Here is a 17727-nt window from a genome sequence, read left to right as displayed (position 1 = left end):
CCGCTTCCGCATTTCTCGGGAACGGGAGGGGAACGGCGGCGGAAACGGCCGTGAATTCGCCGGTGCCCTTTATCCGGATCCGGTGTGAAAAGGGCCGGGGAACACGCCGTATTCTCAGCCGTGCCACTCGCACACCAGGACCGTGGCGTCGTCCTCCAGTCTGCCGTCGTGGTGGATCAGCACGGCCTGCATCAGCCGCCGCAGGGTCTCGGGCACGGCCAGGCGGGAGGTCTCGTTGCGGAGGATGAAGTCCACGAACCGCTCCAGGCCGAACTCCCGCCCCCGGGAGTCACGGGCCTCGGTGATCCCGTCCGTGTACAGCAGGACCCTGTCCTCCGGCTCCAGGGGCTCCCGGCACACCGTCACCGGCAGCCCCAGGTCCATGCCCAGGGGGTGGGACGGTTCGCACTCCAGTTCCCTGGCCCTCCCGCCCCGGATGAGCACCGGGGGCAGGTGGCCGCAGTTGACCCAGGACAGGACACCGGTGGCCGTGTCGAGTTCGCATATGAGGGCGGTGGTGAAACGGGACCGCACCCACTCCTCGGCGAGGATGGCCTCGATCCCCCGGGGGATGTCCTTCAGCCCGGTGCCCATGCGCCGCTGGTTGCGGTAGCTCCCCACGGCCAGGGTGGCGAGCAGCCCGGCCGCGTTGTCGTGGCCCATGGCGTCGAACATCGCCAGGCTGATGCCCCCGCCGTCCAGGGCGTAGTCGAAGGCGTCCCCGGCGTTGTCGTAGGCCGGTTCCGTGGCCGCCGAGATGGTCACCCGGTCGTTGGAGAAGGTGCTGGGGGGCATCAGGGTCCACTGCATCTCGGCCGAGACCGACATGGGGCGGACGCGGATCAGCCGCGCGTAGGCGTCGCTGTTGGAGCGCTTGTCGACGATCAGCAGCCCGACCATCGAGGCCAGGGTCCCCATGGCCGTGAAGTCGGGTTCCCCGGCGGGGGCGGCGTGGAGGACCCCCAGGCGCTCGGTCCCGTTCAGGAGCGGTACCCAGTAGCGGTTCTCCGAGCCGATGCGCACCGGCTCGCCCCTGATGTAGGCCAGGCCCGCCACGGTGCCGTCGATGCGCGACTCCCGGCCCCCGAGGTGGGCGTCGGGCCCCTCGCCGGTCACCTCGCGCAGGATGCGCTGCTGCCGGTCGGCCAGGTACATGCGGACCTCCTCCAGCCCGGCCGACGCCGCTTCGCGGGCTATGAACCCGGGGAGCTCCGTGAAGGCGAGCATGTGGCTGGAGCGCGCCATGGACGCCACCGCGGTCTCGATCCCACACTGTGGGGGCATATCCGCACCAGATATCCGTCTCGGCTTCCCGAGCGTGCGGCGGTTCTCTTCGGGTCGCCCGAAACCCCGCGCCCGCCCAGCGGAACCACCATGGTAGAACGCGCACGTGAACGGGCCCGGCCCCGAACCGCCGCGGGACGGCGCCGGGGCCGGCCCGGCGCGGGAGCGGGATCCGCCGTGGACCCCGCTCCGCGGCCCGGGGCGCGAAGGCCCGCCCCGGGCCGCGGAGACCGGCGGGGGGCGCGGCGTGTTCCGCGCCGCCGGGTCCTCAGTCGCGTGCCGCCTCCAGGTAGGCGAGCCAGCCGCCGTACCCGCTGATGTCCCGGGCCCCCTCGGCCGCGGCCGCCTCGCAGCCGAACCCGATCACGGTGCGCCCGTCGGCGAGGGTGACCGCGCCCAGGGACATCGGTGCGGGCAGCGCCGCCAGGAAGGCGCCCAGGGCCGCCGGGGACAGCTTCCACACCTCGCAGGCCAGGGCGGTCCCGCAGGAGGCGACCCGTTGCAGGCCGGGCTTGGGCGGGGTGGTGGGCAGGGCGACCATCCGGTACTCCGGCGCGGTCGCCGTGGCCTCCACGAACCGCGCGCCCGGCCCGGTGAGCTGGTGGTGCAGCGGCTGGCCGCGCAGGTGGGCGCCGAACACCGCCAGTTCCACCCCCGCGTCCGGGTACAGCTCCCCCGGCTCCTGGCCGGTGAGGGCGCCCGCCAGGTCCAGGGCCACCTGGTCCTCGAACGCCCGGGAGACGAGGCTGACCCCGAACGCGCAGCCCTCCACCTCCCCGGCCGGGACGGCGACCGCCGCCAGGTCCAGCAGGTTGACGAAGTTGGTGTAGGTGCCCAGCCGCGAGTTCACCCCCACCGGGTCCGCGGCCACCTCCTCCAGGGCGGGGTGTCCGACGGTGGTGGGCAGCAGCAGGGCGTCGAACCCGTCGAGGATCCCGGCCGCCGTCGCCCGGTAGGCCGCCAGGCGCTGCTGGTCGGCGGCCAGCCGGTGGGCGGGCAGGTCCTCCGCGGCCAGGATGATGCCCGCCACCGTGGGGTCGGCGCCCTCCGGGTGGGCCTTGAGGAAGTCCCCGACGGCGGCGTAGCGTTCGGCGACCAGCGCTCCGTCGTAGAGCAGCCGGGCCGCCTCCAGCAGCGGGGCGACGTCCACCTCGGCGGTCTCCGCGCCGGTCGCCTCCAGGGCGGCGACGGCCGTGGCGAAGGCCTCCCGCTCCGCCGGCGACAGCGGTTCCAGGCCCGCCGGCGTCGGCACCGCCACCCGGCCCGCGCCGCGCGGGGCCAGGCGGGCGTCGGCGGGCACCGGGCGGGAGTAGGGGTCGTCCTCCGCCGGTCCCGACATGGCGGCCACCGCGGCCCGGGCGGTGCCGAGGTCGCGGGCGAACACCGTGACGCAGTCGTAGGGCCGGGCCGCCGGGACCACCCCCGAGGCCGGGACCAGCCCCAGGGTGGGCTTGATCCCGACGATGCCGTTGAGGGCGGCGGGCACCCGCCCCGACCCGGCGGTGTCGGTGCCCAGGGCGATGTCGGCGATCCCCAGGGCGACCGCCACCGCCGAACCCGAGCTGGAGCCGCCCGAGACCCGCTCCGGGTCGGCGGCCCCGCGCACCGCCCCGTAGGGGCTGCGGGTGCCCACCAGGCCGGTGGCGAACTGGTCGAGGTTGGTCTTGCCCAGGACCAGGGCCCCGGCCCCGACCAGCCGCCGCACCGCGGGCGCGCTCTCGGCCGGTGTGTACGTGAACGCCGGGTGGGCCGCCGTGGTGGGCAGCCCCGCCACGTCGATGTTGTCCTTGACCGCGAGCAGCAGCCCGGCCAGGGGGAGGTCCTCCCCCGCGGCCAGCCGCTCCTCCAGGAGTTTGGCCTCGGCCTCCGTCTCGTACTCGGGGCGCAGGGCGATCCAGACCTCGGGCCGGTCGGCCTCGTCGATCCTCCGGTAGGCGGCGCGGACACGGTCGGTGGGGTGGGGCATCAGGCGGGTTCTCCTTGCGTGATGACGGCCAGGGCGCTCCCCGGGTCGAGGTGCTGCCCCGGGGTGACGAGGATGTCGGAGATCGTTCCCGCTCTGGGGGCGCGTACCACGACCTCCAGCTTCATCGCCTCCAGGCGGACGACCGGCTGGCCCTGTTCGACGGTGTCGCCGGGACGAACGTCCACCTTCCACACGGAGGCGGCCAGCGGGGCCTCCACCAGGGCGGCGCCCGGGGGCAGCTCCAGCACCTCGGCGGCGACGGGCTCGGGTTCGGGGCGGTCGTCGAACTCCCCGGCGGCCTCCCAGGCCAGGCGTTCGGCCTCGAAGGCGGCGGCCTGGCGGGCGCGGAAGGCGGCGATGGAGTCGGCGTTGTCGGCCAGGAAGCGCTCGTGGTCGGCGAGGGAGAACTCCCCGTCCTCGATCCTCAGCTCGTGGCTCCCGGCGAGCAGGTCGGCCCGCAGGTCCAGCAGTTCCCCGGGGCCGACCGGGTACCACTTGATCCGGTCGAAGAACCGCAGCAGCCAGGGCACGCCCTCCTCGAACGGCCCGTACTGGCTCAGCCCCGACCAGATGGGGACGGTGCGGCCGATGAGCTGGTAGCCGCCGGGGCTCTCCATGCCGTACACGCACAGGTAGGCGCCGCCGATGCCGACCCCGGCCTCGGGGGTCCAGGTGCGGGCCGGGTTGTACTTGGTGGTGACCAGCCGGTGGCGGGGGTCCAGCGGGGTGGCGGCGGGCGCGCCCAGGTAGACGTCGCCCAGGCCGAGCACCAGGTAGGAGGCGTCGAACACGATGTCGCGGACCCGGTCGACCGAGTCCAGGCCGTTGATGCGGCGGATGAACTCGATGTTGTCGGGGTTCCAGGGGGCGTCGTCGCGCACGGCGGTGCCGTAGCGGGCGATGGCCTCGTGGATGGACGGGTCGTCGAAGGACATCGGCAGGTACAGGGTCCGGCTGGGCACCCGCAGGTCGGCGGCGGGCGGCAGGCCCTGTTCGACCTCCCGGAGCAGGCCCAGCAGGGAGCGCAGCGGCAGGCGTTCGGGGTCGGTGTGCAGGTGCAGGGAGCGCACGCCCGGGGTGATGTCGACGATGCCGTCGGTCCCGGCCTCCTCCAGCGCGGTCATCAGGGCGTGGACGCGCATGCGCAGCCCCAGGTCGAGGGCCATGGGACCGTACTCGACGAGGATGTTGTCGTGGCCGCCGCGCCGGTAGACGACCTCGGGGGTGTCCGCCCCGGCGGGGACGCGGGCCAGGACGCCGTCGTCGCCGTCACCGGTACCAACGCCGGCACCGGTGCCGCGCAGCAGCGGGGCGGCGGCGGGCTCGGTGTGCAGGCGCTCGGCGGCGGCCTCGGTGACCGGGTGGAACCGGACGGTGTCGCCCGGCCGGAGCTGGCCGATCTTCCACCGGGAGCCGGAGACCACGGTGACCGGGCAGACGAACCCGCCCAGGCTGGGCCCGTCCGGGCCGAGCAGCACGGGGGTGTCGCCGGACAGGTTGACGGCGCCGATGGAGTAGGCGGTGTCGTGCACGTTGGAGGGGTGCAGCCCCGCCTCGCCGCCGTCCAGCCGGGCCCAGCCCTGCTTGGGGCCGGAGAGGCGCACGCCGTTGCGCGCCGACTGGGGGTGGACCCGCCAGGCGGTGGCGTAGAACGCGGCCATGCCCTCGCGGGTGAGGAACTCGGGGGCGGCGTGCGGCCCCTCGGACACCTCGATGTCCCAGTGCGCCTCGCCGTCGGCCAGGGCGGGCACCTCGGGCCGCAGCTCCGCGGGGACCGGGGCCGGCTCCGGCGCGCCGTCCGGGACCGGGGCGGCCCGCAGCACGTCGCCGAGCTGGAGCGCGCGGCCGCTGTGGCCGCCGTACCCGCCGGTGGTGAACGTGGAGGTGCTGCCCAGGTACTCGGGCACGTCCAGGCCGCCGCGCACCAGCACGTAGGTGCGCATGCCCGGGCCGCGGGCGGCGCCGACGTCGAGCAGGCCGCCCGCCGGGACCTCCACCGGCTCCCACTGGGCGACCGGGGCCCCGTCCACGGTGACCTCGGCGGGGGCGCCGGTGACGCACACCGTCGTGGCGTGCGAGAACCGCAGGGCCGGGCCCTCGATGGTGCCCTCCAGGCCGGGTGCCCCCTCCGGGTTGCCCAGGGCGCGGTTGCCCAGCCGCAGGGAGAGGTCGTCCATGGCGCCCGACGGGGGCACGCCCACCTGCCAGTAGCCGGTGCGGCCGGGGAAGTCCTGGACGGTGGTGAGGGTCCCGGCGCGCTCCACCTCGATCCGCGGCTCGGGGTCGCCCACCCCCGCGCAGGTGGCGGTGGTGTGGCCGACCGCGCGAACGTCCGGGTGGGCGGCCAGGGCGCGCAGCAGGCCCAGGTTGGTCTGGAGCCCGTCCACGCGGGTCCCGGCGAGGGCGGCGGCCAGTCGGTCCCAGGCGTCCTCGCGGTCCTCGCCGCGCACGATCACCTTGGCCAGCAGCGGGTCGTAGTCGCTGGTCACCCGGCGTCCGGCGGCCGCCCAGCCGTCCACGCGGACGCCCTCGGGGGTCTCCACCCGGGTGAGCAGGCCGGAGCTGGGGCGGAAGTCGTGGGCGGGGTCCTCGGCGTACACGCGCGCCTCGACGGCGTGGCCGGTGCGGGGCGGGCCGTCCGCGGGGACGCCGTCGAGCACGTCCTCGCCGCGGGCCTGGCGCAGCATCCACGCCACCAGGTCGACGCCGGTGACCTCCTCGGTGATCGGGTGCTCGACCTGGAGCCGGGTGTTGACCTCCAGGAAGGACGCCTCGCCGCGTTCGACGTCGTAGACGAACTCCACGGTCCCGGCGCTGCGGTAGGCCACCCCGGCGCACAGTTCGCGGGCGGTGCGGTGCAGCTCGGCGCGGACGTGGTCGGGCAGGTCGGGGGCGGGCGCCTCCTCCACGACCTTCTGGTTGCGGCGCTGCAAAGTGCAGTCGCGGTCCCCCAGGGTGACGACGCGGCCGTGCCCGTCGCCGAACACCTGGACCTCGATGTGCCGGGCCCGGGAGACGAAGCGTTCCAGGAACACCCCGCCCCCGCCGAAGTGGGTGCGGGCCATCCGCCCCACCTGGTCGAACGCGGCGCGCAGCTCGGCCTCGTCGGCGCAGGGCCGCAGGCCGATCCCGCCGCCCCCGGAGGTGGCCTTGAGGATGACCGGGTAGCCGACCCGTTCGGCGGCGGCCACCGCGGCGTCGGCGTCGGCCAGGGTGTCGCTGCCCGCGACCATGGGCAGCCCGGCCGCGGCGGCGGCCTTGCGGGCGGTGTGCTTGTCGCCGAACCGCTCCAGGTGGTCCGGGGCCGGGCCGACGAAGACCAGGCCCGACCCCTCCACCGCGCGGGCGAAGTCGGCGCTCTCGGAGAGGAACCCGTAGCCGGGGTGGACCGCCCCGGCCCCGGTGTCGGCGGCCGCCTTGAGGACGCGTTCGACGTCGAGGTAGCTCTGGGCGGCCGGGGCGGGCCCCAGCCGGACCGCCTCGTCGGCCAGCCGGGTGTGCGCGGCACCGGCGTCGGCGTCGGAGTACACGGCGACGGTGCGCAGCCCCAGGGCGCGGGCGGATCGGATGATGCGGCAGGCGATCTCGCCGCGGTTGGCGACGAGCACGGAGTCGAACACGGTGACTCTCCTTGGTCCGGGTCCGGTGGGCCGGTCGGCGGGTCTGGGATCGGGGCCTCGGGAAGGGGCTCAGAATGCGTCGGAGTGCAGCACCATCTGGGTGAGGGCGCGCCGGGCGCGCTCCAGGACGACCTCCATCGAGTCGCCCACGTGTTCGTGCAGGGCGCGGTGGGCGGCGTCCAGCTCGCCGTCGAGCAGGTGGCCGACGATGGCGAGGTGCTCGGTGATGGTGGAGGCGATCCGGTCCTCGGTCAGGAAGTCGTACATGCGCACCCGGCGGATGCGCTGGTTGACCGCGACCAGGGAGTCGGTGAGGGCCCGGTTGCCGCCGGCCCGGGAGAGGTCGGCGTGGAAGTCCTCGTCCAGCAGCACGAACGAGGCGTCCGGGGCGGGCGGGTCGGCCGCGATCTCCTCCCAGCGGGCGCGCTGGGCCTTGAGGATCTCGGGGTCGTGCCGCAGGGAGGGGTCCTCGATGGCGCGGGCGATGCCGCGCAGTTCGAGGGTGACCCGCAGCTCGTAGAGGTCGCGCAGTTCGGCGAGGTCGGGGGCGGTGATGTGGAAGCCGTTCTCGCGCCGCTCGACCAGGCCGTCGGAGTGCAGCCGGGCCAGGGCCTCGCGGACCGGGGTGCGGGAGACGCCGAAGCGTTCGGCCAGGCGCACCTCGCCCAGCCGGGTGTGCGGGGCGAGGCGTCCGTTGAGGACCTCCTCCCGCAGCAGGGCGTAGACCCGGTCCCGGCGGGATCCGGCCGGGTCCGCGGCGGGTCCGTCCGGGCGTGTATACAGCGGTGTGTCCATGAATCCGGACGCTAGGAACGGGGTGTTTCGGCGGGCCTGTCGGCCGGTGAAGCCTGCGTTTCGCCGTGTTTCGGCGCTCGGTCCCGCGGACCGGGCGGGCCCGCCCGGTCTGCGGGGGCGCGTCCCCCGCGCGCGCCGCCTACCCTGCTGTCATGGGACCGGATCGCAGGAGTGTGCTGCTGGGGGCGCTCGGCGCGGCCGCGGGCGCCGCGCTCGCCGGGTGCGCGCGCGAGTCCGGCGTGCACGTGCCCGAACTCGTCATCGCCACCGGCCCGCCCGGAGCCGTGTTCCGGGAGATCGGGGCCAAGATCGCCGTCCTGGTGCAGGAGCGGCTGCCCGACACCGAGGTGGTCACGGTGGACACCAACGCCTCGCACGACAACCTGTACCTGCTGGAGGACGGCAACGCCCACCTGGGGCTGGCCAGCCTGGACTCCACGCTCACCCACGAGACGGGGATCGCCGAGGGCGGGGTGCTCGACGCGGTCGGCCGCCTCTACGACAGCTTCGTCCACCTGGTGGTGCCCGCCGAGTCGGCGATCCGCGACCTGGACGGCCTGGCCGGGCTGCGGGTGTCCATCGGCTCCAAGGACTCCGGCACGGAGTTCACCGCCCAGCAGATCCTGCGCGAGACCGGGCTGTCCGCCGAGACCGTCCTGATGGACCAGGCCGCCTCCGCCGAGGCGCTGGCCGCCGGGGAGATCGACGCCATGTTCTCCCTGACCGGGCTGCCCACCCCCGCCATCGTCGACCTGGCCCGGGAGCGGGACGTCCGCTTCATCGACCTGGGCGAGACGGCGGGGGTCATGGCCGACGCCTACCCCGAGTCGTACTTCCAGGCGACCATCCCCGCGACCACCTACCAGGGGGTCCGCGCCTGCCCCACGATGTCCACGCCCAACCTGCTGCTGTGCCGCGCCGACCTGCCCGCGTCGCTGGTGTTCGAGGTGACCGACACCGTGTACCGGGGCGCGGCCCGCCTGGCCGCCCAGCGGCCCGAGGCCGCCCAGATCAACGTGCGCACCGGTATCTCCACCGGGGTGGTCCCGCTGCACCCGGGCGCCGAGCGGTGGTACCGGGAGAACAAACCCGCCTAGCCCCGGCCCGCCGTGTCTAGGGGTCGTCCCGGCGGTCGGCGGCGGGGAGTTCGAGGGTGACGCCGAAGCCGCGGCGGCCGGTGTCGGGCAGGCCCGTGCCCAGGACCAGCCGTCCGCCCGCCTCCCGCATCAGGTCGGCGACGATGGCCAGGCCCAGCCCGGTGCCCTCGGTGTTCTGGTGGCGGGGGGAGCGCCAGAACCGGTCCAGGGCCGAGGCGTACTCCGCCTCCGGCAGGCCCTCCCCGTCGTCGAGGACCCGCAGGCGGACCGGGTCGCCCGGTTCGGCCCGCACCACCACCCCGGTCCCGCCGGACAGCCGCAGGGCGTTGCTGACCAGCTCGTCCAGGATGCTGCCCAGCCCGCCCGCCGGGGCCAGCACGCACAGGCCCGCCGGGACGTCCGTCTCCACGGTGATCCCGCGGCCCTCCCCCAGCGCCCGCCACCGCTCCTCGCGGCTGCGCAGCACCTCGGCGACCTCCACCGGCTCGGTGCCGGTGACGCTCTCCAGCCGGGTGGCGGCCAGCAGCGAGTTCAGCATCCGGTGCATGACCGTGGTCTCGTCGACCGCGATCGCGTGCGCCTCCCGCGCCTCCTCCGACTCCAGGTACGGCGCCAGGTTCTCCACCGCCAGCCGCAGGCTCGCCAGCGGGTTGCGCAGCTGGTGGGAGGCCTCCGAGACGAACGCGCGCTGGCGGTCCAGCGCCCGGCTCACCACCTCCACCATCGTGTTGAAGGAATCGGTGAGCCTGCGCAGCTCCGGCGGCCCGCCCGCGGCGTCCACGTGCACCTCCAGGTCGCCGGAGGCGACGGCGGTGGTGGCCGCGTCGAGCCGGTTGATGGGCCGCAGCACCCACCGGGACAGCGGCACCGCCGCCGACGCCAGCAGGGTCAGCGGCAGCACGCTGAACAGGGCGAGCAGCGCCCAGGCTCCGAGGATCTCCGCCCCCAGCCGGTCGGTGGGCGCCACCACCACGACCGCGCCCGCCACCTCGCTGTCGCGGCCGATCGGCTCGGCCACCACCAGGGGTTCCGCCCGCCAGGGCCAGACCGTGGCCGGCGGCGCGGGCCGCTCCCCCGCCATCGCCTCGGTGACCGCGGGCCGGGCGTGGACGGCGTCCAGCAGCTCCCGCATCCGGGCGCGGTCGCCCGACCCGGTGACCACCGTCCCGTCGGGGGCGACCACGACCGTGGGGATCCCGTACAGCTCCTCGTAGCGCTCCATCTCCAGGGTCAGCGGGTTCACCCGCCCGGTGTCGAGCGCGGTGCGCGCCAGCGCGGCGAACCGCCCGGCGTCGCCGAGCCGGTCCACGTACATCTCCTGGGTGCGCTGCCCGGCCACGACCGTGCCCAGTGGGACGAGGACCGCCGCCACCAGCACGAACACGGTCGGGACCAGGATGAGGAGCAGGCGCCGCAGCACGTCAGGCCTCGTCGAGCAGGTAGCCGACCCCGCGCACGGTGCGGATGCGCACCGCCCCGCCCACCTTGGCGCGCAGCGACGCGATGTGGGTGTCGAGGGTGCGCGAGGACGTCTCCCAGGCGGCGCCCCACACCTGGTCGAGGATCTGGTCGCGGGCCACCACGGCGGGCGACCGGGAGGCCAGCAACAGCAGCAGGTCGAACTCCTTGCGGGCGAGCCGCACCGGTTCGCCGTCCACGGCGGCCGTCCGCGAGGCGGCGTCCAGGGTGAGGGACCCGACGGTGACCGGCGGCTCCTCGGGCTCGGCCTCGGCGCGGGCGCTGCGGGTGCGCCGCAGCACCGCGTCGATGCGGGCCAGCAGCTCGGCCACCCCGAAGGGCTTGACGACGTAGTCGTCGGCCCCGGCGCGCAGCCCGCGCACCCGGTCGCGTTCCTCGGCCCGGGCGGTGACGGCGATGATCGCGGTCTGCGGCCGCTCGCGCAGCCGCCGCAGCAGGTCGATCCCGTCGGCGTCGGGCAGCCCCAGGTCGAGCAGGACCACGTCCGCGGGCGGCGCGGCCAGCGCCCGCTCGGCGGTGGCGACCCGCTGGACCTCGAAGGAGGCCGACCGCAGTGCCGTCACCAGTCCGCGGGCGACCCGGTCGTCGTCCTCCACCACGAGAATGCGCATGTCCAGCATGTTAAGCAGCGGCCGGACCGGGCGCGTCGCGGCCGCCGCGGCGCCGGTGCGCACGGGTCTTCGGGGAAAGGGGGGAACAGGTCCCGGAAATGGGAAAAGTGCTCCCTCTCGTGCTGAGGAGCACGGGGAACACCGTGGTGTGCGCGATCCCGAGCCGTCCGTCTCCGGCCACGGACGGCCCGGTCACCGGGAGCGCGTCCCGGTCACCTTTCGGTCAGGCGGTGACCGCCTCGGCGGCACGGGATCGCCCGCGACGGCCCCAGGGGAGGAGGCTGTCGAGGGAGTAGCGTCCGCCCGCGAAACCCAGGGCGAGCGAGGTCGCGCCCAGGACGAGGAGGAACTCGTAGCCGCCGACCAGGGGGTCTCCCAGGTGGGCGAAGTAGTAGGCGTTCGCCATCATGAACGCCAGGGCCAGCCCCGCCAGCGGCAGGCCGAGGCCGATGATGAGCGCCAGGCCGCCGCCGACCTCGATGACCGCCCCCAGCAGGGCGTTGAAGGTCGGGAAGGGGATGCCGATGGCGGCGAAGCGCTCGGCGGTCCCCGACAGGTCGGCGGCCTTGGGCAGGCCGTGGGCGACGAAGACGACGCCGACGGCGATCCGTGCGATGAGGGTGGCGGTGTCCCCGACGGCGGCGGGGACGATGGTTCTCTGACGCGGTGCGGGCTCCCGTGACTTCTCGGTCATGGAATCTCCTGTGTTCTTGTGAGCGGGTCGCCCGGAGGGGCCGCGTCGCACCGTTGGGACCGCGGACTTCACCGGGCGGTCAAAATGGTAACCCGCAGTCGAACGAACACATAGAGTGTCAACCCGAACAGATCGTCACATCTTGCACACTCCCTACTCAACGGCAGTGACGGAACGCGGTTCACCCATTCCTGTGCGTACCACTCGGATCGGCGTACCGGGGTTCGTCCCCCTCCGGGTCCAGCGCGCCGAGCATCGCCTCGGCGATGGCGTGCAGCTGCCCGACCTGTTCCGGCCGGAGCACGTCGAACAGGACCCGGCGCACCTCGGCCACGTGGCCCGGGGCGGCCGCCGCCAGGACCCGGGCCCCCTCTTCGGTGAGCTCCACGTACGTGGTGCGCCGGTCGCCGGGGCGGCGGAAGCGCCGGATGAGGCCGTCGTCCTCCAGTTTGGCGGCGGCGTGCGACAGGCGGCTGGGCGAGGACCGCAGCAGCCGGGCCAGCTCGGTCATGGTCAGCGACCGCTCGGGGGCCTCCGACAGCATCACCAGCACCTGGTAGTAGGTGTGCGGGAGCCCGGAGTCCCGCCGCAGCTGGCGGTCCAGGGAGGCGTCCAGGAGGTGGACGGCGGCCAGGAAGGTCCGCCAGGTCCGCTGTTCCCCGTCGTCCAGCCACACCACGGCCTCGGACACCACTCCACCCCCGGAATACTTGAACGTTCAATCTTGTTCGTGTCGGCCGGTCCGGCCGTATCGCCCGCCCCACGGCGATCCCGGTGGTCCCCGCGCACTGGGAGGACGCCCCGCCCGCCCCCGGCGCCACCGCCGACGGGGTCCCCTGACCTACGGCCTCCGGGGTTTCCCGCAACGCTACTACGGCGCCGCGTACGCGGCCCCCGGAGCGCCCGCGCGCTCCTTCCGGTCCGACCGGCACCCCCGGTCCGACCGGCACCGAAAACGCGTGGCGGACTGTCCTCGCCCTCCGGGACACTCGTCCCATGCCGGACACCCCTGAGAACGCACGCTCCGTCGCGGACCTGGTCAAGACCCCGGGCCGGATCAAGTACCTGCACTTCTGGGGCCACCGGCCCCACCCCTCCGGAGAGGTCTCGGCGAGCTGCCTGTCGCAGTGGTGGCCCGCCGACTTCACCGTGGACGGAGTCCTCTACCGCACCGCCGAGCACTACATGATGGCGGGCAAGGCCCGGCTGTTCGGCGACGACGGGATCCTGGAGGAGATCGTCGCCGCCGGTCACCCGCGCGACGCCAAGGAACTGGGCCGCAGGGTCCGCGGGTTCGACCAGGAGGCCTGGGAGGCCGCCCGGTTCGGCATCGTGGTGGACGGCAGCGTCGCCAAGTTCGGGCAGCACGCCGACCTGCGGGACTTCCTGCTCGGCACCGGGAGCCGGGTGCTGGTGGAGGCCAGCCCCCGGGACCGGATCTGGGGCATCGGGATGTCCGCCTCCCACGACGACGCCGAGAACCCCGCGCTCTGGCGCGGGCACAACCTGCTGGGCTTCGCCCTGATGGAGGCCCGCGCCCGGCTGGCCGCCGCTGCCTGAACCACGGCCCGGGCCGGCCCCGAACGACGCGTCCGATTCACGCCGGACTCCCGGACCGGAAACGGCCAGGATCGTCCACATGAGCGAGAACACGCACCACCACACCTATGAGGCCGCACTCGTCACCGGCGGCGGCCGCGGAATCGGCGCCGCCGTCGCCGTCCGGCTGGCCGAGGCGGGCTTCGACGTCGCCCTCACCTACGAACGCGACGAGGACGCCGCCGCGAAGGTCGTCACGGCCGTCGAGGGGCACGGGCGGCGCGGGCTGGCCCTGCGGGTCGACGCCGCCGACGCCGACGCGACCGTCCGGGCGGTCGACCGGGTGGCCGAGGCGTTCGGACGGCTGGACGTCCTGGTCAACAACGCCGCGGTCTTCCCCGTCGGCCCCCACGACGGCCACACCGTCGAGGAGATCGACCGGGTCCTGGCGGTCAACGTGCGGGCGCCCTTCCTGGCGTCCCGGGCGGCGGCCCGCCACATGGACGGCGGCGGCCGGATCATCACCGTGGGCAGCAACGTGGCGAACCGGGTGCCCTTCGGCGGGCTCACCCTGTACACCCTGAGCAAGTCGGCGCTGACCGGGATGACCCGCGGGCTGGCCCGCGACCTGGGCCCGCGCGGCATCACGGTCGCCCAGGTCGACCCGGGCCCCACCGACACCGACACCAACCCGGCGGACGGCCCGAACGCCGACGGCATCCGCTCCCTGGTGCCGCTGGGCCGGTTCGCCCGGCCCGACGAGATCGCCGAGAGCGTCGTCCACCTGGCCGGCCCGGGCGCCCGGTTCATCACCGGCGCGGTGCTCGCCGTGGACGGCGGCATCAACGCCTGACCGGCCGCGGGCCGTCCGCGCCGCCCGGGTGCGGGCGGCGCGGGCGGTGCGGGCCGCCCGTGCCCGGTTCAGCGGCCCATGACGGCGCCGCCGTTGACCTGGATCACCTGGCCGGTGACGTGCCCGGCCTCGGGCGAGGCCAGCCACGCGATGGTCTGGGCCACGTCCTCGGGGCGCCCGGCCCGGCCGTTGGCGGTCTGGGAGACCAGGCGCTCGTGCCGGGCCGGGGTCATCCCGCCGCCGAAGAACCCGGTCTCGGAGATGTAGCCGGGCACCACGATGTTCGCCGTGCACCCGGTCGGCCCCAGCCGGGCGGCCAGGTCGAAGGTCCACCCGTGCAGGGCGGCCTTGGTGGCGGAGTAGGAGCCCCCGCCGCCGCGGACCGCCGCGATGGAGCCGACGTTGACGACCCGGGCGCCGTCCGCGCGCAGGTGCGGCAGCAGCGCCTCGGTCGACAGGACGGCGGTGAGGACGTTGGCCGCCCAGTCGGCCGACCAGCCCTCGGCGATCCCGGCCAGGGTGTCGTCGGGGGCGCGCCGCAGCCCGCCGGCGTTGTTGACGACCACGTCCACCCCGCCCAGGCGTTCGGCCAGGGCGGGCAGGTGGGCGCCGACCGCGGCCGGGTCGGCCAGGTCGAGGGCGGCGCGGTGGGCGGCGTCGTCGCCGTACCGGGCGCGGAGCTCGTCGACGGCCGTGTCCAGCGGGCCTTCGCGGCGGCCGGTCAGCCCGACGCGGTAGCCGCGGGCGGCCAGGGCGCGGGCGGTGGCCAGGCCGATGCCGGTGCCGCCTCCGGAGACGACGGCGGTGCGGGGGGTGTGGGGCATGTCCGGTTCGCTTTCTCGCGGGGAACGGTCCGCCCGCACGGTGCCCCGTGCGGGCGGGGAGGCGCAAGCGGTTTTCCGGGGTCGGGCGCCGCGTTCCCGCGTCAGTAGGAGGAATCGACCAGGGAGAGCCGCTCGCTGACCACCCGGTCCGCGATGGACGCGGGCAGCGGGTGGTACCCCGCCTCGGTGGCGAGTTCCGCGCCTTCCGTTCCGAGGGCGTAGATCCAGAAGTCGCGCATCACCGGCCCGACTCCCTCCCCCTCGTAGCACTCGGCGACGAACACGTGGTTGACCCGCATGATCGGGTAGCCCCGGCCCACCACCCGGCCGGTCAGGTGGAAGTCGTCGCCGGACAGGTCGATCTGCTCGGCGGCGGCGCGTACACCCGTCGCGTCGGGGCCGACGGGGTCATCACCGATCTCGGAGATCTCCGCGACCTGGAGCCCGTTCCGCTCGGCGTAGGCGGCGTTGACGAAACCGATCGCGCCGACGGTCTCCTCGACGGCCGCGGCCACCCCCTCGTCCCCGGTGGCGGTCCGCACGGAGTCCGCCCAGGTCGCCGACCACGCCGGAGCGGTCTCCAGGTAGCGCTCGAACACCTGCCCCGTCGCGGCCTCGTCGTCGTGGCGGACCGGGACGAGGTCCACGCCCTCCAGGCCGCCGTCGGTCTCGACGAGCTGCCCCGCGTCGATGATCTCGCCCTGGTAGACCGCCGCCAGCTCGGCGGCGTACGTTTCCAGCTCCACCCCCTCGCCGAGGTTGTAGATGACGGCCACGGCGCCGACCGCCACGGGGAACTGCGCCACCGGGCAGCCGCGCACCGTCTCGGCGTGGGCCAGCTGGTCGACGTTGAGGGGGTGCTCGGAGGAGCCGAAGTCGGTCTCCCCGTCGATGAACGCCTGCGCACCGGCCCCGGAGCCGTCCGGCATGTAGAGGATCTCCGCTCCGGGCTGGCGGTCCCGGTACCCGTCCGCCCAGGCGTCGATGAACGGGCCGAGGAAGGTGGACCCGCTGCCGACGATCTGCCCGGACAGGGTGGAGGGTTCCGCGAGCGACGTGACGGCCGGGTCGACGGCGCCCTCGTCGGTCACCTCGCCGATCCCCTCGCCGCCCGTCTCCGCCTCCCTGGCGGCGAGGTCGGCCAGGAAGCCGACCAGGCCGATACCGCCGACGAGGGTGACCGAGAGCGCCCCGGCGCCCAGGGCCAGCGGCCACACCCGCCGCTTGCGGCGGGGCGGTGGCGGTGTCGCACCCGCGGGCCAGGGGTTCGGCGGCACGGGGCCGTGCGGCGGTACCGGCCCGTGCGGCCGCGCGGGTCCGTGCGGCGGCGGCCCGCCGAAGGCCGACTGCGGCCGGTGGCCGGGGGGAGGCGTCGGGGCCTGCGCCGCCGGAGCCCCCGTGGGCGGGCCGCCGGGCTCGGTGTCCCCCTGGTCCCAGTGGGCGCGGATCAGGCCGGAGACGATCGTCGTGTCGTCCTCCTCACGGGGGGCTCCCGCGACGGCGTGCACCAGCTCCGCGGCCCGGGGCCTGCGCTCGGGGTCCTTGTCCAGGGCCCGGTGCACCGGGTCCACCAGTTCCTCGGGCAGCCCGGTCAGGTCGGGCTCCTCGTGGAGGATGCGGTACATCAGGGTCTCCGCGCCGCCCTCCCCGAACGGTGAGCGCCCGGTGGCGGTGTAGGCGGTGACCGCGCCCCAGGCGAACACGTCGGCCTCGGGGCCGCTGTCGCCGCGGTAGCGTTCGGGGCTCATCCAGGCGGGCGAGCCGATCAGCCCGCCGGTGCGGGTGTGCGAGGTGAGGTCGGCGGCGCGGGCGATCCCGAAGTCCAGCACCTTGGGCCCGTCGGGGGCCAGGATGACGTTGGCGGGCTTGAGGTCGCGGTGCACGACCCCGGCCGCGTGGATCGCGGCGACCGCCTCGGCGATGCCGGCGGCCACCACCCGCGCCTGCCCGGCGGGCAGCGGCCCGCCCACGCGCACCCGCCGGGCCAGGGTGGGCCCGGGCAGGTAGGCGGTCGCGTACCAGGGGTGCTCGGCGCGGGCGTCGTGGGCCAGGACGGGTGCGACGCACAGCGCCCGCACCCGCAGCATCAGCTCGATCTCGGCGGCGAAGCGGGCCCGGAACTCGGGCTCCCCGGAGAACTCGTCGCGGACGACCTTGACCGCCGCCCACCGGCCGTCGGGCCCGGTCGCCCCGTAGACCACCCCCATGCCTCCGGCACCGAGTCTGCCGTGCACGGTGAACGGGGGGATGACGCGGGGGTCGGACGCCCGCAGGGGTGTCAGGTCGGGGGCCGGATGGTGCATGGGTGTCCTCGGTTCGGCGTGACCCGCGCCGGTCAAGTCGGGTCCGCCCCCTTGGACGCGCGAGACCCCCGACTTGTTCATCCCGATCGGAGGCAATGCGCCCTTAAGTCCGATATCGGGAAAAGGATCACCCGAAGATCATGGGGATTTCACCGCCTCCTTGTCCGATTTCCGGTCACGCTCCGGATCATGGAGGAGTAGAGTCCGAAAAGCGGACAGCACGGTGCCCCCGGCACCCTGGTCCCGTTCCCCGGAGCGCTCCGGGCCCCGGCACGCACATGCCGCCGCCCGTTGGGCGTGGCGCGCATGCCGGCCCCGGGAGACCGATCACCGATACGGCGGATGACGCGCCGTTTCCGGGAAGCACCGTCCTTCCTTTTCGACGAGGACGAACCACATTCGGGGAATTCCGATGGCCTATTACCGCATTCAACTCAGCGACGGCTCCTCCCACACGGTGCAGGCGGTGCGCCTGCGCACGGACGCCCGCAGCCTCTACCTGGAGGAGCGCACCGCGGGCGACTGGCGCGAGGTGTTCGCCAACCCGCTGACCGACGTGGCGCGGGTGCAGCGCCGCTTCACCGAGAACGACGGGACCTGGACCTGGCTCAACGAGCGCCTGCCCGCCCCGATCGGCGGCGTCCGGGCCTGGTGACCCCGGC

Annotated in this window: 14 protein-coding genes; 4 read left to right on the top strand and 10 right to left on the bottom strand. The window is 74.8% G+C overall.

Going from position 1 to position 17727, the window contains the following annotated elements:
• Positions 1 to 114 precede the first annotated feature (114 nt).
• From ACJOT3_RS20520 to ACJOT3_RS20505, 4 genes are all read right to left on the bottom strand, one after another.
• Positions 115 to 1284 carry a PP2C family protein-serine/threonine phosphatase gene (locus ACJOT3_RS20520; protein ID WP_406974596.1) on the bottom strand — a complete coding sequence of 390 codons (1170 nt, stop codon included), beginning with the start codon at positions 1282 to 1284 and terminating at the stop codon, positions 115 to 117.
• 268 nt (positions 1285 to 1552) lie between these two features.
• Entirely contained in the window at positions 1553 to 3250 is a 1698-nt protein-coding gene (gene atzF, locus ACJOT3_RS20515) for an allophanate hydrolase (RefSeq protein WP_406974595.1), read from the bottom strand.
• The gene (gene uca / locus ACJOT3_RS20510) at positions 3250 to 6870 is read right to left on the bottom strand and encodes an urea carboxylase (RefSeq protein WP_406974594.1); all 3621 of its coding nucleotides are present in this window, start codon (positions 6868 to 6870) and stop codon (positions 3250 to 3252) included. The genes atzF and uca overlap by 1 nt, the downstream gene beginning before the upstream one ends.
• A gap of 69 nt (positions 6871 to 6939) precedes the next feature.
• Complete coding sequence (locus ACJOT3_RS20505; protein WP_406974593.1) at positions 6940 to 7665, bottom strand: GntR family transcriptional regulator; 726 nt, start codon at positions 7663 to 7665, stop codon at positions 6940 to 6942.
• A 152-nt stretch (positions 7666 to 7817) separates the two neighbouring features.
• Between ACJOT3_RS20505 and ACJOT3_RS20500 the strand changes: the two genes are divergently transcribed.
• Positions 7818 to 8762: a TAXI family TRAP transporter solute-binding subunit gene (locus ACJOT3_RS20500; protein WP_406974592.1), complete on the top strand. Its 945-nt coding sequence runs from the start codon at positions 7818 to 7820 to the stop codon at positions 8760 to 8762.
• 16 nt (positions 8763 to 8778) lie between these two features.
• On the opposite strand, the gene ACJOT3_RS20495 is transcribed toward ACJOT3_RS20500, so the two are convergent.
• The 4 genes from ACJOT3_RS20495 to ACJOT3_RS20480 all read right to left on the bottom strand — a co-directional run bounded on the left by ACJOT3_RS20495 (position 8779) and on the right by ACJOT3_RS20480 (position 12237).
• Positions 8779 to 10182, bottom strand: coding sequence for a HAMP domain-containing sensor histidine kinase (locus tag ACJOT3_RS20495; protein WP_406974590.1), 1404 nt, complete (start codon positions 10180 to 10182; stop codon positions 8779 to 8781).
• A gap of 1 nt (position 10183) precedes the next feature.
• The gene (locus tag ACJOT3_RS20490; protein ID WP_406974588.1) at positions 10184 to 10861 is read right to left on the bottom strand and encodes a response regulator transcription factor; all 678 of its coding nucleotides are present in this window, start codon (positions 10859 to 10861) and stop codon (positions 10184 to 10186) included.
• Between the two features lie 214 nt (positions 10862 to 11075).
• Positions 11076 to 11546, bottom strand: coding sequence for a DoxX family protein (locus ACJOT3_RS20485; protein ID WP_406974586.1), 471 nt, complete (start codon positions 11544 to 11546; stop codon positions 11076 to 11078).
• A 181-nt stretch (positions 11547 to 11727) separates the two neighbouring features.
• Positions 11728 to 12237, bottom strand: coding sequence for a MarR family winged helix-turn-helix transcriptional regulator (locus ACJOT3_RS20480; protein ID WP_406974584.1), 510 nt, complete (start codon positions 12235 to 12237; stop codon positions 11728 to 11730).
• Positions 12238 to 12542: 305 nt separating this feature from the next.
• Between ACJOT3_RS20480 and ybiA the strand changes: the two genes are divergently transcribed.
• The gene (gene ybiA / locus ACJOT3_RS20475) at positions 12543 to 13106 is read left to right on the top strand and encodes a riboflavin biosynthesis intermediates N-glycosidase (protein ID WP_406974582.1); all 564 of its coding nucleotides are present in this window, start codon (positions 12543 to 12545) and stop codon (positions 13104 to 13106) included.
• 79 nt (positions 13107 to 13185) lie between these two features.
• On the top strand, positions 13186 to 13938 hold the full coding sequence (locus ACJOT3_RS20470) for an SDR family NAD(P)-dependent oxidoreductase (protein WP_406974581.1): 753 nt from the start codon (positions 13186 to 13188) through the stop codon (positions 13936 to 13938).
• Between the two features lie 68 nt (positions 13939 to 14006).
• Here ACJOT3_RS20470 and ACJOT3_RS20465 read toward each other — a convergent pair whose 3' ends face one another.
• Positions 14007 to 14762, bottom strand: coding sequence for an SDR family NAD(P)-dependent oxidoreductase (locus tag ACJOT3_RS20465; RefSeq protein ID WP_406974579.1), 756 nt, complete (start codon positions 14760 to 14762; stop codon positions 14007 to 14009).
• Positions 14763 to 14863: 101 nt separating this feature from the next.
• Positions 14864 to 17065, bottom strand: coding sequence for a protein kinase domain-containing protein (locus tag ACJOT3_RS20460; RefSeq protein WP_406974577.1), 2202 nt, complete (start codon positions 17063 to 17065; stop codon positions 14864 to 14866).
• A 412-nt stretch (positions 17066 to 17477) separates the two neighbouring features.
• Here ACJOT3_RS20460 and ACJOT3_RS20455 point away from each other — a divergent pair, with 412 nt between their 5' ends.
• Positions 17478 to 17720, top strand: coding sequence for a hypothetical protein (locus tag ACJOT3_RS20455; protein WP_406974575.1), 243 nt, complete (start codon positions 17478 to 17480; stop codon positions 17718 to 17720).
• Positions 17721 to 17727 lie beyond the last annotated feature (7 nt).

Origin of the sequence: Nocardiopsis protaetiae, from assembly GCF_045446735.1 — a bacterium.
Taxonomy (GTDB): Bacteria; Actinomycetota; Actinomycetes; order Streptosporangiales; family Streptosporangiaceae; genus Nocardiopsis; species Nocardiopsis protaetiae.
The sequence above is the reverse complement of the archived record's forward strand: the minus strand, read 5'-3'. Positions and strand labels throughout refer to the sequence as shown.